The sequence below is a fragment of the Cupriavidus sp. SIMBA_020 genome (genome assembly GCF_046535395.1).
Lineage (GTDB): Bacteria > Pseudomonadota > Gammaproteobacteria > Burkholderiales > Burkholderiaceae > Cupriavidus > Cupriavidus campinensis.
In genome coordinates this window covers 18,031-31,404 of the sequence record NZ_JAWRWU010000009.1, presented here as the reverse complement: position 1 = coordinate 31,404, position 13,374 = coordinate 18,031, and the positions used below count along the sequence as shown (strand labels likewise).

The 13,374-nt window shown below is 69.1% G+C and carries 11 protein-coding genes; 6 read left to right on the top strand and 5 right to left on the bottom strand.

Going from position 1 to position 13,374, the window contains the following annotated elements:
- Window positions 1-47: 47 nt before the first annotated feature.
- Both SB751_RS17850 and SB751_RS17845 read right to left on the bottom strand, forming a co-directional pair.
- Window positions 48-620 carry a diguanylate cyclase gene (locus SB751_RS17850; RefSeq protein WP_144196516.1) on the bottom strand — a complete coding sequence of 191 codons (573 nt, stop codon included), beginning with the start codon at window positions 618-620 and terminating at the stop codon, window positions 48-50.
- 146 nt (window positions 621-766) lie between these two features.
- Window positions 767-2,308, bottom strand: a complete 1,542-nt coding sequence (locus tag SB751_RS17845; RefSeq protein WP_144196517.1) for an acetyl-CoA hydrolase/transferase family protein — start codon at window positions 2,306-2,308, stop codon at window positions 767-769.
- A 304-nt stretch (window positions 2,309-2,612) separates the two neighbouring features.
- Here SB751_RS17845 and SB751_RS17840 point away from each other — a divergent pair, with 304 nt between their 5' ends.
- From SB751_RS17840 to SB751_RS17820, 5 genes are all read left to right on the top strand, one after another.
- A complete protein-coding gene (locus SB751_RS17840; RefSeq protein WP_144196518.1) occupies window positions 2,613-4,394 on the top strand; it encodes an FAD-dependent oxidoreductase in 1,782 nt (593 codons plus the stop codon).
- Window positions 4,395-4,749: 355 nt separating this feature from the next.
- The gene (locus tag SB751_RS17835; protein ID WP_144196519.1) at window positions 4,750-5,049 is read left to right on the top strand and encodes a hypothetical protein; all 300 of its coding nucleotides are present in this window, start codon (window positions 4,750-4,752) and stop codon (window positions 5,047-5,049) included.
- 195 nt (window positions 5,050-5,244) lie between these two features.
- On the top strand, window positions 5,245-6,321 hold the full coding sequence (locus tag SB751_RS17830; protein WP_144196520.1) for an alpha/beta fold hydrolase: 1,077 nt from the start codon (window positions 5,245-5,247) through the stop codon (window positions 6,319-6,321).
- 42 nt (window positions 6,322-6,363) lie between these two features.
- On the top strand, window positions 6,364-7,218 hold the full coding sequence (locus tag SB751_RS17825; protein WP_144196521.1) for a class I SAM-dependent methyltransferase: 855 nt from the start codon (window positions 6,364-6,366) through the stop codon (window positions 7,216-7,218).
- 111 nt (window positions 7,219-7,329) lie between these two features.
- Window positions 7,330-7,809 carry a DUF1348 family protein gene (locus tag SB751_RS17820; RefSeq protein ID WP_144196522.1) on the top strand — a complete coding sequence of 160 codons (480 nt, stop codon included), beginning with the start codon at window positions 7,330-7,332 and terminating at the stop codon, window positions 7,807-7,809.
- Window positions 7,810-7,874: 65 nt separating this feature from the next.
- Here SB751_RS17820 and SB751_RS17815 read toward each other — a convergent pair whose 3' ends face one another.
- Entirely contained in the window at window positions 7,875-9,632 is a 1,758-nt protein-coding gene (locus SB751_RS17815) for a dipeptidase (protein WP_410748264.1), read from the bottom strand.
- Between the two features lie 99 nt (window positions 9,633-9,731).
- Complete coding sequence (locus SB751_RS17810; protein WP_410748263.1) at window positions 9,732-10,877, bottom strand: hypothetical protein; 1,146 nt, start codon at window positions 10,875-10,877, stop codon at window positions 9,732-9,734.
- A gap of 215 nt (window positions 10,878-11,092) precedes the next feature.
- On the opposite strand from SB751_RS17810, the gene SB751_RS17805 reads away from it, so the two are divergent.
- Window positions 11,093-11,668: an HlyD family secretion protein gene (locus SB751_RS17805; protein WP_313818361.1), complete on the top strand. Its 576-nt coding sequence runs from the start codon at window positions 11,093-11,095 to the stop codon at window positions 11,666-11,668.
- Here the strand turns inward: SB751_RS17805 and SB751_RS17800 are convergent.
- Window positions 11,660-13,177 carry an MFS transporter gene (locus tag SB751_RS17800; RefSeq protein WP_410748262.1) on the bottom strand — a complete coding sequence of 506 codons (1,518 nt, stop codon included), beginning with the start codon at window positions 13,175-13,177 and terminating at the stop codon, window positions 11,660-11,662. The two genes, SB751_RS17805 and SB751_RS17800, sit on opposite strands and share 9 nt — an antisense overlap.
- Window positions 13,178-13,374: the final 197 nt, after the last annotated feature.

The following is a 13,374-nucleotide window of genomic DNA, read 5'->3' as shown; positions in this document are numbered from 1 at the left end:
GGGCACATGACCGGTACGGTCATCGGGGCGCCAGCGTTGGCCGGGCGTCAGCGGTGCTGCGCCACGGGCCTGGCGCGCGCCGCCTGGGCCCGCAGGCAGCGCAGCAGTTCCTCTGCGTAAGGCAGCACGACGAACAGGCCGAGCGCGGCGAACAGACCCATGAGGTAGGGTGGCGGCAGGGGATCGCGCTTCGGGGTCAGGGTGAGGCTGGGGGGCTCTGCGGCGGCGCCGAACAGCGCCAGGAACTGGTCCCAGTGGGCCGCGGCCAGCATGGCCACGGCCGTGACCGGCAGCATCTCCAGCAGGCTGTGCACGTGCTGCTCGTTCGGCGGCACCGTGCGCCGGCTCACCGCGTAGCGCACGTCGAACCAGGCGGTGACCGCGTGGACCACCACGCCCGCGATCATGATGGCGAACAGCAGCGCGTTCACCTCGAAGAACAGCACCAGCAGGACCGGGACGCCCACCTGGACCATCATCAGGCTGTGCATGACCGATTCCCGGACGCCCGCGTTGATCTCGATGCGCTGGCGCCGATGGAACCACCAGTCGCCCAGCCCCGCGAGGATCCAGAGCGGGATCAGGCCGTACATCAGGATCAGGCGAACCGGTTCTTGCATGGCGTCTCCAGCGGTGGCGGGAACTCACGCCACCTTCCGAAGCACGCTGCAAGTGCCGTTCCATGCCGAAATGAGCCCGTGGGAGGCCCGTGGGAGGCAGCCGGCAGCCGGGCGGGATGTAAAAACCGCCCGGTGGTGCAGAAACGTCAGGCCGCCAGCGGCGTGGCTTCGATTGGCGCGATGGCCGCCGCCCGGGGCGCCGGCAGCATCGTACCGTGCTCGCGGTAATTGATATGCCACGCAAACGCCTCTTCCAGCAGGTGCGGGGTCTGGCCGCCGCGCGTCTGGGCCCGGCGGAAATAGTCGAGCAGGCCGTCGCGGTAGGCCGGGTCGGCGCAGTTGCGGATCACCTGGAGCGCCCGCTCGCGTGGCGCCAGCCCGCGCAGGTCGGCCAGGCCGTGCTCGGTGACGAGGATGTCCACGTCGTGCTCGCTGTTATCCACGTGGGAGACCATCGGCACGATGCTGGAAATCCGCCCGTCCTTGGCCACGGACTTGGTCACGAAGACCGACAGGTAGGCATTGCGCGCGAAGTCCCCCGAGCCGCCGATGCCGTTCATCATGTGCGTGCCGCCCACGTGGGTCGAGTTGACGTTGCCGTAGATGTCGCACTCGAGCGCGGTGTTGATGGTGATCAACCCCAGCCGGCGCAGCACTTCGGGATGGTTGCTGATTTCCTGCGGCCGCAGCACCAGGCGGGATTTGTAGCGCTCGATCTCGTCCAGCACACGGCGGTAGACCGGCCCGGACAGCGTCATCGACGACGCCGAGGCGAAGCGCAGCTTGCCGGCGTCGATCAGCGAGATGGTGCTGTCCTGCAAGACCTCCGAGTACATCGTCAGGTCGTGAAATGGCGAATCTACGAGCCCGTGCAGCACCGCATTGGCAATCGTGCCGATGCCGGCCTGCAAAGGCTGGAGCGAGGGCGAGAGCCGCCCGGCGCGCACCTCGCGCTCGAACAGTGCATTGAGATGGCCGGCGATCAGGCGCGTCTCGCCGTCTGGCGGCAGCGCGTTGGACGGGCTGTCGTCGCGCGCGGTGAGCACGATGGCCGCAATACGCGACGGATCGACGGGGATATAGGGCAGGCCGATGCGCTGCTCGACGGCAATCAGCGGAATCGGCTGGCGGTAGGGGCGCTGCACCGGGAAGGCGATGTCGTGCAGCCCTTCCAGCGCGGCCGGCATATTGGTGTTGATCTCGACGATGACCTGCTTGGCCATCATCGCGAAACTCGCCGAATTGCCAACCGAGGTGGTCGGCACGATGCCGCCGGTCTCGGTGATGGCGGCGGCCTCGATCACGGCAATGTCCACCGGCGCAAGCTGGCCGCTGCGCAGCTGCTCCACGGTCTCGCCCAGATGCTGGTCGATGAACATCACCTCGCCGTCGTTGATCTTGCGGCGCAGGGTGGCGTCGGACTGGAACGGCAGGCGGCGCGCCAGCACGTTGCTTTCGGCCAGGATCTTGTCGATATCGTTGCCGAGCGAGGCACCCGTGATCAGGGTGATCTGGAGCGGGTCGGCGGCGGCGCGGCGCGCCAGGGCGAAGGGCACGGCCTTGCAGTCGCCGGCGCGGGTGAAGCCGCTCATGCCGACCGTCATGCCGTCCTGGATCAGCGCGGCGGCCGCGTCGGCCGACATGATCCGGTCCTGCAGGGCGGCCAGGCGAATGCGATCACGGTACATCTCGTCTCCTTGCTTGTGGGCTTTCTGAAGCCTGTGGGGGCTTTTTGGGGCTTTGGGGGGCGTTGTCGGAGCCAGTGTAGCGAGCGCTGAATATTCTCACCATGATTTAAATCGCTGGAAACCAGTCGGTTTTTTCATGGATGACGGCGCCGTGCAAGGCGCCGTGCGCCGGGCAAATCGGCAAGCAACGGTGGCCATCGCTTCCTAAAATCTTCATGTGTGTTTCGTGGCCACGCCGGCTACTATCTCAGTCGAGTACGCAGTCGAGTCCTGTCCTACCTAGACCGAAATAGAGGGGAGTCGCATGGAGATGACGCAGGGAGCTTCGCAGCCCGAAGCCAGTCCGGACCCGGTTGCCGATCAGGTCGCCAATCAGGCCGCGCATGAGCCGGTGGTAGGGCTGGAGGCGCCGTTCTCGGTGCTCGAGACCCGCAAGCACCAGATGTTTCCGACCCTGACGCCGGCCGAGATCGACCGTGTGCGGCGGTTTGGCACGGTGGCGTCGTTCAAGGCCGGCGAGACGCTGTTCTGCATCGGCGACCCCGCCCCGGGCATGCATCTGATCCTGACCGGCAAGCTCCAGATCATCCAGCGCGACGGGCTTGGCAACCGTTTTCCGATCACCGATGAGGGCCCGGGCCAGTTCCTGGCCGAGGTGGGCCAGCTCTCCGGCAAGCCGGCGCTGGTGGATGCGGTGGCGCTGGAGGACTCCACCGCGCTGGTGGTGCCGCCCGAACGGCTGCGCGCGCTGCTGGTGGCCGAGGCGGATCTGGGCGAGCGCATCATGCGCGCGCTGATCCTGCGCCGGGTAGGGCTGATCGAGCGCGGCGGCGGACCGGTGCTGGTCGGCAAGGGCACCCAGCCGCTGCTGCTGGCGCTGCAGGCCTTCCTGCGCCGCAATGGCTATCCGCACAAGGTGGTCGATATCGATACCGACCCCGACGCCATGGCGCTGCTCGACGTCAGCAACGCGCCCGCGAGCGATTTCCCGATGGTGATCTGCCCCGACGGCGGCATACTGCGCGCGCCGGACGAGGGCCAGCTCGCCTCGTGCCTCGGTTTGGTGCCTGAATTTACGCCGGACCATGTCTATGACGTAGTGGTGGTCGGCGCCGGCCCTGCCGGGCTGGCGACGGCGGTCTATGCCGCGTCCGAAGGGCTGTCCGTGGCCGTGATCGACTGCCGCTCCCCGGGCGGGCAGGCCGGCGCGAGCGCGCGGATCGAGAACTACCTGGGCTTTCCCACCGGCATCTCGGGCCAGGCGCTGGCCGGGCGCGCCTTCGTCCAGGCGCTCAAGTTCGGCGCCCACGTGGCCATTCCGCTCGAGGTGAGCGCGCTCCATTGCGGCGAGCACCCGATCCGGATCGAACTGACCGATGGCCGGATGGTGCCCACGCGCACCGTGGTGATTGCCAGCGGCGCCCAGTACCGGCGCGCGGAGATCGAATCGCTGGACCAGTACGAGGGCCGGGGCGTCTACTACTGGGCGTCGCCGGTAGAGGCCAAGCTCTGCAAGGACGAGCACGCGATGCTGGTGGGCGGCGGCAACTCGGCGGGGCAGGCGGCGGTGTACCTGGCCTCGCACGCGGCGGAGGTGCATATGCTGGTGCGCGGCGAGGGGCTCGAGGCCACCATGTCGCGCTACCTGATCGACCGCCTGAAGGGCCTGCCGAACGTATTCCTGCACACGCACGCGCAGATCACGGCGATGGAGGGCGATGGCTGGCTTTCCACGGTGCGCTACAAGGAGCGCTCCTGTGGCCCGGACTGCATCACCCGGCCGATGCGCCACGTGTTCCTGTTTATCGGCGCCGCGCCGAACACGGAATGGCTGCGGTCCTGCAACGTCACCACGGACCCCAAGGGTTTCGTGCTGACCGGCTATGAAGCCCACCAGTCCTGCACCGAGCGCGCCGACTACACGCTGGAGACCAGCGTGCCGGGCGTGTTCGCAATCGGGGACGTGCGCTCGGGCTCGACCAAGCGCGTGGCCGCCGCGGTAGGCGAGGGCGCTGCGGTCGTGGCGCAGATCCATCGCTATCTGGCGGGCATGCAGGCCGGCCAGACCGTGCAGGCGGTGGCCTAGGCGGCGCGCGGGGCATCCGGCGTGCCACGGGTCATGCGCATGATGTAGTGCGCGTCGGCGGTGGCCTGGGCCTGCTGGTCCACGGCGCCCGGCTGTTCTCCCTGAGCGCGTGCGCAAGCGCGCCAGCGCCTCCGGCCGCCCCGGTGATTACCCGCATCCCGGGACCCTTGTCCCACGGAATCCCCCCGCATAGACCCTGACGAATCCCTCAAACCGGGACACCCGCCTCATGTTCCCGCGGACCCTGCTGCCCACAATCGGCCCCTCGAACAAGGAGCGGTGTGGCTCAGGCGATCCCCCCACTGGTCCTGCATCCTGAGCCGTGATCGCCTTCCTGTTGTAGTTGGAGTTTGCGATGTACACGAATCTTGCCAAGACCCTCTTGACCGCTTCCTCGCTGGCCATCGGCCTGTGCAACCTGGCTTACGCCGGGCTGGGGAGCGATCGTTCCAATCCTTCGATTTCCACCGCAGCCTCGGCGCAGGCCAGCATGTCCGCCTGCAAGGGCGGCAAGTTCGATCCGTACCAGGACGGCCTGCGCATCGGCAAGCCGGATCCCTACACCGATGGCGCCCGGATGGATCAGCGTGACCCGTACACCGACGGCGCGCGGCTGGGCGCTGCCGGTGGCGGATGTCTGCTGCGCAACGCCTGACCGCGGAAAATGCGCCGGGCACGGTATGCACCACGTCTGGCTTTCCGCACTTTGCGGGGCCAGCTGGCCGTGGTTTTGCCTGCACGCTGGGGATCGTTGACTAAGATTAGTCAATCGCCCGTTCCAAGCGGACGTGGTGAGCTATCGCCCCGGCGCTCCGCACCGGCCGTACCCTGTCCCGCGCGCGATCCCACCATGCCGATGCTGAAGCAGCAGATACGCCTTTGCACCAGCCGTGACCGGGTGCGACTGGCGTATGCCATCACGGGCAGCGGACCGCCGCTCGTGAAGGCCGCCAACTGGATGAGCCACCTCGAATTCGACGTGGGGAGTCCGGTCTGGAGCCACATGCTGTGCGCGCTGTCGGAGAACCACACGCTCGTGCGCTACGACGAACGTGGCTGTGGCCTCTCTGACCGCCACGTGGATGACCTGTCCTTCGAGGCGTGGCTGCGTGATCTCGAAACCATCGTGGACGCCACCGGCGTCGATCATTTCCCGTTGCTGGGCATTTCCCAGGGCGCGTCGATCGCCGTGGCGTACGCCGTGGCGCATCCCGAGCGGGTGAGCCACCTCGTGCTGCACGGTGGCTACGCCAGGGGGCGCCTCAAGCGCAACCTGGGTGCCGAGATGCGCGAGGAAGCCGAGCTGATGGCGCGGCTGGCGGAACTGGGCTGGGGGCAGGAGAACCCGGCCTTCCGCCAGTTCTTCACCACGCAGTTCATCCCGGGCGGCACGGCGGAGCAGCACCGCTGGTTCAACGAGCTGGAGCGCGTGTCCACCTCGCCCGGCAACGCGGCGCGCTTCATGCGCATCTTCAACGACATCGACGTGGTGGAACTGCTGCCGCTGGTGACCTGCCCCACGCTGGTGCTCCACGCCGTGCGCGATGCGCGCGTGCCGTTCGACGAAGGCCGGCTGATTGCCAGCATGATCCCGAACGCGCGCTTCGTGCCATTGGAGAGCGGCAACCACCTGCTGCTGGAGGCGGAGCCGGCGTGGGACCGCTGGCTGGAGGAAGTACGCGCCTTCCTGCCCGCGCCGGTGCCGGTGGACGACCCGGCGTTCCACACCCTGACCCGGCGCGAGCGCGACATCGTCGTGCTGATCGCGCAGGGCCGCGACAACGCACAGATCGCCGCCTACCTTGGGCTGTGCGAGAAAACCGTGCGCAACCACATCACGAGCATCTTCTCGAAGCTCGAGGTGGAAAACCGCTCGCAGGCCATCGTGCTCGCGCGCGAGGCCGGTTTCGACCGGTCGCGCGCGTAAGCCGGCGGACCTGCCGGGCGATTCAATCAGGAGACCCCCATCATGACGACTACCCCCGACGCTGCCGCGTCTTCGGCCAATTCGCCGGCCACTACGCCCGACCTTGCCGCCCTGAAGGGCCGCCAGCAGGTGGCCTGGGCCAGCGGCGACTATGCCGTGATCGGCACCACGCTCCAGATCGTGGGCGAGCAACTGGCCGAAGCCTGCGACCTGCGCTGCGACGAGCGCGTGCTCGACGTGGCCGCCGGCAACGGCAACGCCACGCTGGCGGCGGCGCGCCGTGGCTGCATCGTGACCTCCACCGACTACGTGGGCGCGCTGCTGGAGCGCGGCGCCGAGCGCGCCCGCGCCGAGCGGCTCGACGTGACCTTCCAGCAGGCCGATGCCGAAGCGCTGCCCTTTGACGATGCAAGCTTCGACGCCGTGCTCTCCACCTTCGGCGTGATGTTCGCCCCGGACCAACCCAAGTGCGCCGCCGAGATGGCGCGCGTGACCCGGCCCGGCGGCCGCATCGGGCTGGCGAACTGGACCCCGCAGGGCTTCGTCGGCCAGATGTTCAAGACGCTGGGCGCCTACGTGCCGCCGCCGGCGGGCGTGTCGCCGCCGTCGAAATGGGGCGTGGAGGAGCACCTGAAGGCGCTGTTCGCGCCGCATGGGGTGGATGTCCACGTCACGCCGCGCCAGTTCAACTTCCGCTATCGCTCGGCGGCGCACTTCATCGAGGTCTTCCGCACCTGGTACGGCCCGGTCCACAAGGCGTTCGCCTCGCTGCCGGCCGACAAGGCCAGCGCACTGGAAGCCGATCTGACCACGCTGCTGAACAGCCTGAACCGCGCCGGCAAGGATTCCATGGTGGTGCCGAGCGAGTACCTGGAGGTGGTGGCGACGAAGCGGTAGGGGATAGCCCACTTCCCCAGAATCTCCTTGACATACAGATCTGTCTACTCCACGATAGTAGACAGATCTGTCTCATTCCGGCGCTAGCCAACCCATCCTCAAGGAGCTTCGATGTCGACCCAAGCCGAATCCCGTCCGCCGTTTCCGCCTTTTACCCGTGAGAGTGCCGCCCAGAAGGTCCGCGGCGCCGAGGATGGCTGGAACAGCCGTGATCCTGCACGCGTGGCGCTGGCCTATACCGTCGACAGCCAATGGCGCAACCGGGCGGAGTTCGTCACGGGACGTGCCGCGATCGAGGCCTTCCTGTCGCGCAAGTGGCAGAAGGAACTCGATTACCGGCTGATCAAGGAGTTGTGGGCGCACGATGGCAACCGCATTGCGGTGCGCTTTGCGTACGAGTGGCATGACGACTCGGGTAACTGGTACCGGTCGTATGGCAACGAAAACTGGGAATTCGACGAGAACGGTCTGATGCAGCGGCGCTTCGCCTGCATCAACGATGCCCCGATGCGCGAGGCGGACCGCAAGTTCTTCTGGCCGCTGGGCCGCCGCCCGGATGACCACCCCAGCCTGAGCGACCTGGGGCTGTAAGCAGGTAAAAGCCGACATGCGCGGGGGCGCCTTTGCAGCCCCCGCCGCGCATGCCGGCGCCGGCCTTACTGCATGGTGTCCAGATTGCCGATGCGGACCAGCATCTCGGTGAACATCTGCATGTCGAGGTTCAGGTCGGCCACTTCCTTGTATTCCTTGGCGTTGTGCGCGGTGTACTTCTTGCCGGGCATGGCCGGGCCGAAGTTGATCGCGTTCGGCATCAGCTTGGCCGTGGTGCTGCCGGCCGTGGGCACCGGCTTGGCCTCAAGCCCCGTGGTGTCGCCATAGATATTCAGCAGCGTGGAAAGCCATGCGCCTTTGGGGTCACGCGCCATCCAGTTGCCCTGGTCGTGCTGGATCTCCACCGCGGTCTGCGTGGCGCTGGCCCAGGTGTTGATCCTGGTCGCCACCCGGGCGCGCAGTTCGTCCGGCGTGGCGCCGCGCGGCATGCGCACGTTGGCGGTGACTTCGAGCTTGCCGTTGCGCTCGCGGATCAGCGCGGGCGACATCGTCAACGGGCCCATGAAGTCGTCCCGATAGCCCACTTCCATCTTCTCGCCCAGATAGCCGGTGCCGTACAGGTCGCCCAGGTAGCGAATGGCGCGCGCGTACTGGTTGTCCGCGAACGGCACGCCGGCGCCCTGCAGGAACAGCGCCAGGCGCGGCACCGGGTTCACACCTTCCTCGGGGCGGGAGCCATGGGCCGACGAGCCGGTCACCTTGACGTCCACGCCGCCGGCACCCGGCGTCACGTCGATCGAGAACTTGCCTTGCGCGGCGTGCTGGGCGATGAACGGCTCGCGCGCCTTCTCCAGCGCGGCGGTCACGGCGGCCGGATCGCCGCCCGTGATGCGCGCCGTGGCGGTCTGCGGAATCGCGTTGGCGGAGGCCGCGCCGGCCATCGCCACGATGGCGGGGGCCTTGCCGTCCGTCGGCTGGTCCGCGAAGCGCACCGTCAGCGCGCCGGACCCTTTCTCGGCCACCACCGCCGGGTACTTGCTGTCCAGCACGATGTTGTACGCCGGCAGCGTGGTGTGCGCCTGGTAGTACTTCATGCCGTCGCCGCCGGTTTCCTCGGTGGTCTCGATCATCAGCCGGATCGTGCGGGCCAGCGGCACGCCGCTCTCGCGCACGGTCTTCATTGCGTACAGCGCCGCCGCGATGGAACCCTTGTCGTCGATGGTGCCGCGCCCGTACAGGTAGTCGCCCACGCGGGTCACCTTGAACGGGTCGAGCTTCGTGCCGTCGTCGAGCACCCATTCGTCGGCCACCACGGGCACCACGTCGGCGTGCGTGAGGATGCCGAAGGTGTCCGCGCCAGTGCCGGGCAGGGTCACCTCGAACACGCGGTTATCCACGTTGCGGTAGGTCAGGCCGAAGTCCCGCGCCATGCGCTCCACCACCTTGCCGAACGCGATGATGGCCGGGTTCTCGTGCTGCGGCACCTTTTCGTCGCGCACGGTGCGGATCGCCACCATCTCGGTGATGCTCTCCAGCACGGCGGTCTGGTTGTGGAGCCGGTTATAGACGCCGAGCAGCCGGCCGATATTGACGAGATCGTCGCCCTTGAGCGGCTTCTTCGCCCGGTAGGCCCGCACGACCGGCGCCAGCTTCGGCTCGGCCTTCACGGCGGCGGCGAGGAAGGCGTTGAAGCTGGCCGGCGGCTTGGCCGACTGGCTGGCCACCAGGCGGTCCAGCGCGGGTTTGGCCAGCGTCTCGGCCAGCGCCGCGCCGGGGACGGAAATGGCCAGCAGCGGGACGAGCAGGGCGGCCAGCAAGGCGCCCCGCAGGGGGGAGGTCGGCACGGCAGGCAGGCGGTTCATCGATGTCTCTCGTAGCGGTCTTGTGATGGATGCGCATGATAGCAGCGCCTCCATCGTCACAGATGGCCTGGATCGCCCCGCATCGGCCCCGCCAGGGGCTCAGGCGGCGTCGTGCCGGCCCATGATGCGGGTGCCGAGTGCCATGCCCCAGCGCACCAGTTGGGCGCCGGCGGGCAGCTGGGTGCGCTCCCACAGGGACAGCGCGGCGTCGATGCCACCGCGATTGGCGTGCAGCGCGCGGCCCAGCGCCACCGCATTGCCGGCCGCCTTGCCGGCACCGGCGCCGGTGTGGGGCCGCGCGACGAAGGCTGCGTCGCCGGTCAGCACCACGCGGCCAAACACCATGCGCGGCGCCTCGTAGTCGTGAATCAGCTGCAGGAAGGGGTCGGGCGTGCCGGTGACCAGCGTGGCAAGGTCCGGCGCGAGGTCGCGCCGCGCGGCGTGACGCAGGCCATCGATCTCGCCGTCGCGCATGACGCCCGGCGGGAGCGAATGGAGGTGCTGATGCCCCACGCGATCCCGCAGCGCCGCGTCGCGCGCCGGGCCGCCCGGCAATGGTCGATACCAGACCCAGTTCTGCCGGCGCTGGCCGGGCGCGGTCTCGCCGTTCTCGCCGGGGATCAGGTAGGTCAGCAACTGGTGGCCGTGCCCTTCCTCGAAGGCGAAGGTGTTGTGCAGGAGCTGGCGCGTGGCGTCTGGCAGGGCGGACTCGGGCAGCACGCCGCGCCAGGCCGCGTAGCCGGCGTAGGCCGGCGCGGCGCCGGGCAGCAGTTGCGCGCGCACGGTGGAGAGCGGCCCGTCCGCCGCCACAAGCAGGTCGGCGGTTTCCGTGCGGCCGGAGGCGAAGCAGGCGGTCACGCGCGCGCCATGCTGGCGCAGCGCCAGGAAGGTCTCGCCCGCATGCACGGCGCGGGGGCCGAGCGCCTGCCGCATGTGACCGTACAGTCCGTTCCAGGCGATCTGCGTCTGCGGCATGTAGACGCGGCGCACGTCGCCACTGCGCGTGACGAAGATGCGGCCGCCCGACGGCACGCCGAAGTCCTCGGGCAACGGCGCGCCGGCAAAGGCGAGCGCGTCGGCCACATCGGGCTGCAGGACGAGGCCGCCGCCGCGGCTGTCGAGCGCCTGGGGCGAGCGTTCGAACACATCCACGTGCCAGCCGGTGGCGCGCAGGCAGAGCGCCGTGAACAGGCCGCCGAGGGAGCCGCCAATGATCACGGCGCGAGGGGTGGAGGTCGGATGCATGGTCGTCAGGGAAGTGGAGGTGTCTTCGCATCGTAGGGGCGGGCCCGGATGCCGCCAATCGGCCACAGGTTTGCCGCGCGTGACACGAAGGTATAGGCGCCCGCCCTCCCGGCGTTCCAATCGGCAAAAAACCGGCGGACGCGCCATCCCCGCGGCATCGGCGTGCCAACAATTCGCTCCAAGGGATGTCCTGCCCTCGTCCTCAAGGAGTTGTCATGAGTATCCGGTCGCATTCATCATCGGGACGGCCGCTTGCCGCCGCGTGCGCCGTCGCCTGCGCGATGGCGGGCCTTGCCGCCGTTGTCGGGCACTGGTGGATCGAAGGGCGCCATTTCGAGACCACCGATGACGCCCACGTGGCCGCCAGGATTGCCGATGTCGCGCCGCGCGCTGCCGGCGCCGTTGTGGCGATCGGCACCCTCGACCCGCGGCGCGCGCCGCCGGACGCGGTGTGGGTCGATGCGCGGTTCAAGAAGAGCCAGCTTGCGCGGCTGCGCACCGGCCAGCCGGTGACGCTGTACGCAGACGCGTATGGCGCGCGGGTGCGCTACCACGGCACGGTGGCAGGGTTCCCGGCACGCAGCGGTGCGGCGCTCTCGCCGCTGCCCGCCCACAGTGCCATCTGCCGGTGGATCAAGCCGCCGCAGCGGTTGCCGGTGCACATCGCGCTGAACCGGGCCGAACTCGCCGCCCATCCGCTGCGTGTGGGGTTGTCGATGCACGTGACGGTAGACGTGCGCGCGCGGGGCGCGCCGGACCCGATGGAGCCGAGCCAGCGGCCGCTAGCGTAGCCAGCGCTGCCAGACGGCGACGGCAGCGATGCCCAGGCAGACGACGACGACCACCGCCAGCATGTTGGCCGATGCCACCAGCACCGCCTGCTGGTCGATCAGTTGCGACAGCGTGGCCAGCGCGGCGGCATCGGGCGGGGTGGCCAGCCCGTAGGGTGTGACGCGGGCGATGAGGTGCGTCCGCGCCACGGCCTCGCCCGCCTGGAGCCACTGGCCGGCCAGCCCGGTGCCGGCCATCAGCGCCACCTGCCGGAGGATGTTCTTGAACTGGTAGGCGTGCGGGAAGTCCTCGAGCGGGGTGTCCATGAAGGTGAGCTTGGCCACGAGGATCAGCGTGAACGGCAACGCCACGCTTTGCAGCAGCAGCACGGGCAGGATGGCCGACACCGGGAGCCCGTCCGTGAGGCGGGTGGCCAGCAGCCAAGCCGCCGCCGCCGTCATGCCGTAGCCGAGTGCGAGGTAGCGCCGCGCGCCGGGCAGGCGCGCCCCCAACAGCACGAACGCCACGCCGGCCACCAGACCGCCGAGCGCCGACAGGGTCAGGACCATGCCGGTGGTCTCGAACGTGAAGCCGAGGCCAAGCTGCATCACGTTGGAGACCGTAAAGGTCCAGAGTCCGCTCAGGCAGGCAAAGATCGAGTAATAGGCCAGCCCGGTGAAGTAGCGGCGGCCGTTCAGGCGGCGCGGACTGAGCCAGGCGTCCGGCGCGCGGCGCAGCCGGATGAACGCGAACACGACGATGGCCAGACCGGCCAGCGGTGCGGCGGCCACGCGCAGCGAGTCGCCGGTGGCATAGAGCCGCAGCGAGGCCAGGCCATGCACCAGCACGAGCGCGCCGGCGCCAATCAGCAGGACGGTGAGCCAGTCCATGCTGGCTACGTCGTCGAGGTCCGGCGTGCGTGGCGGGCGGGCGCGGTGCGGGTAGACGCAGAACACGAACAGGGCCGTCAGCGCGGCCAGCAGCGCCTGCACGAGGAAGATCATGCGCCAGCCGGTGTCGAGCATCAGCGTGGCGGTCAGCCAGGGCGCCAGCGCCGGCAGGCCGGTCGTGCCGATCACGAAGCCGATCAGCAGGCGCGGGCGCTCCGCCGGCGTGGCGATCAGCTGGATCAGCACGCGGGATGCCGAGAACAATCCGCCGGCGCCCAGCCCCTGCACCGCCAGCGCTGCGGACAGCTCCGCGACATTGGACGACGCGGCGCCCAGCAGGCAGCCGACGAAGGCGATGGCGAGGCCGAGCAGCGTGTAGCCGCGATAGCTGAGATCGTCGGCAATGCGCCGGGTCAGCAGGTTGGCGACGATGGCCGCGCCGGCATAGGCGGTCAGGCACCAGAGGAAGTCATCGGGCGTGGCGTAGATGCCGGCGCGGATGTGGAGTGTCCCGGTGGCGAGCATCGACGTGGCGACGAAGTCCACGCCCGTTGCGCAGCCCAGCGCCAGGCCCAGCCACTGTACGCGCGCCCGGGACAGCTCGGGCAGCGCCTGCAGCGGTGCCGCGTCAGCCGGCATGCGGGTCGAGGCGCGTGGCCAGAGGCCTGGCGCGCAGCGTGAAGGGAAGGGCGATTCGGGACATGCATTGCTCCGGGGATCAGGCCGGCATCCGGCAGGTCTCCAGCTTAGGCGTGTCCCGCCGCCGGCACACTCGTCCCCGCGCATGGCCGCCCCCGTGCCACGGTCGCAAACAACTATCCCTGCGTATAGGGTCT

What these genes read in the sequence shown, in the direction of transcription:
- SB751_RS17850 (WP_144196516.1), bottom strand. Translation starts at nt 620, where the DNA reads ATGCAAGAACCGGTTCGCCTGATCCTGATGTACGGCCTGATCCCGCTC.
- SB751_RS17845 (WP_144196517.1), bottom strand. Translation starts at nt 2,308, where the DNA reads ATGTACCGTGATCGCATTCGCCTGGCCGCCCTGCAGGACCGGATCATG.
- SB751_RS17840 (WP_144196518.1), top strand. Translation starts at nt 2,613, where the DNA reads ATGGAGATGACGCAGGGAGCTTCGCAGCCCGAAGCCAGTCCGGACCCG.
- SB751_RS17835 (WP_144196519.1), top strand. Translation starts at nt 4,750, where the DNA reads ATGTACACGAATCTTGCCAAGACCCTCTTGACCGCTTCCTCGCTGGCC.
- SB751_RS17830 (WP_144196520.1), top strand. Translation starts at nt 5,245, where the DNA reads ATGCCGATGCTGAAGCAGCAGATACGCCTTTGCACCAGCCGTGACCGG.
- SB751_RS17825 (WP_144196521.1), top strand. Translation starts at nt 6,364, where the DNA reads ATGACGACTACCCCCGACGCTGCCGCGTCTTCGGCCAATTCGCCGGCC.
- SB751_RS17820 (WP_144196522.1), top strand. Translation starts at nt 7,330, where the DNA reads ATGTCGACCCAAGCCGAATCCCGTCCGCCGTTTCCGCCTTTTACCCGT.
- SB751_RS17815 (WP_410748264.1), bottom strand. Translation starts at nt 9,632, where the DNA reads ATGAACCGCCTGCCTGCCGTGCCGACCTCCCCCCTGCGGGGCGCCTTG.
- SB751_RS17810 (WP_410748263.1), bottom strand. Translation starts at nt 10,877, where the DNA reads ATGCATCCGACCTCCACCCCTCGCGCCGTGATCATTGGCGGCTCCCTC.
- SB751_RS17805 (WP_313818361.1), top strand. Translation starts at nt 11,093, where the DNA reads ATGAGTATCCGGTCGCATTCATCATCGGGACGGCCGCTTGCCGCCGCG.
- SB751_RS17800 (WP_410748262.1), bottom strand. Translation starts at nt 13,177, where the DNA reads ATGCCGGCTGACGCGGCACCGCTGCAGGCGCTGCCCGAGCTGTCCCGG.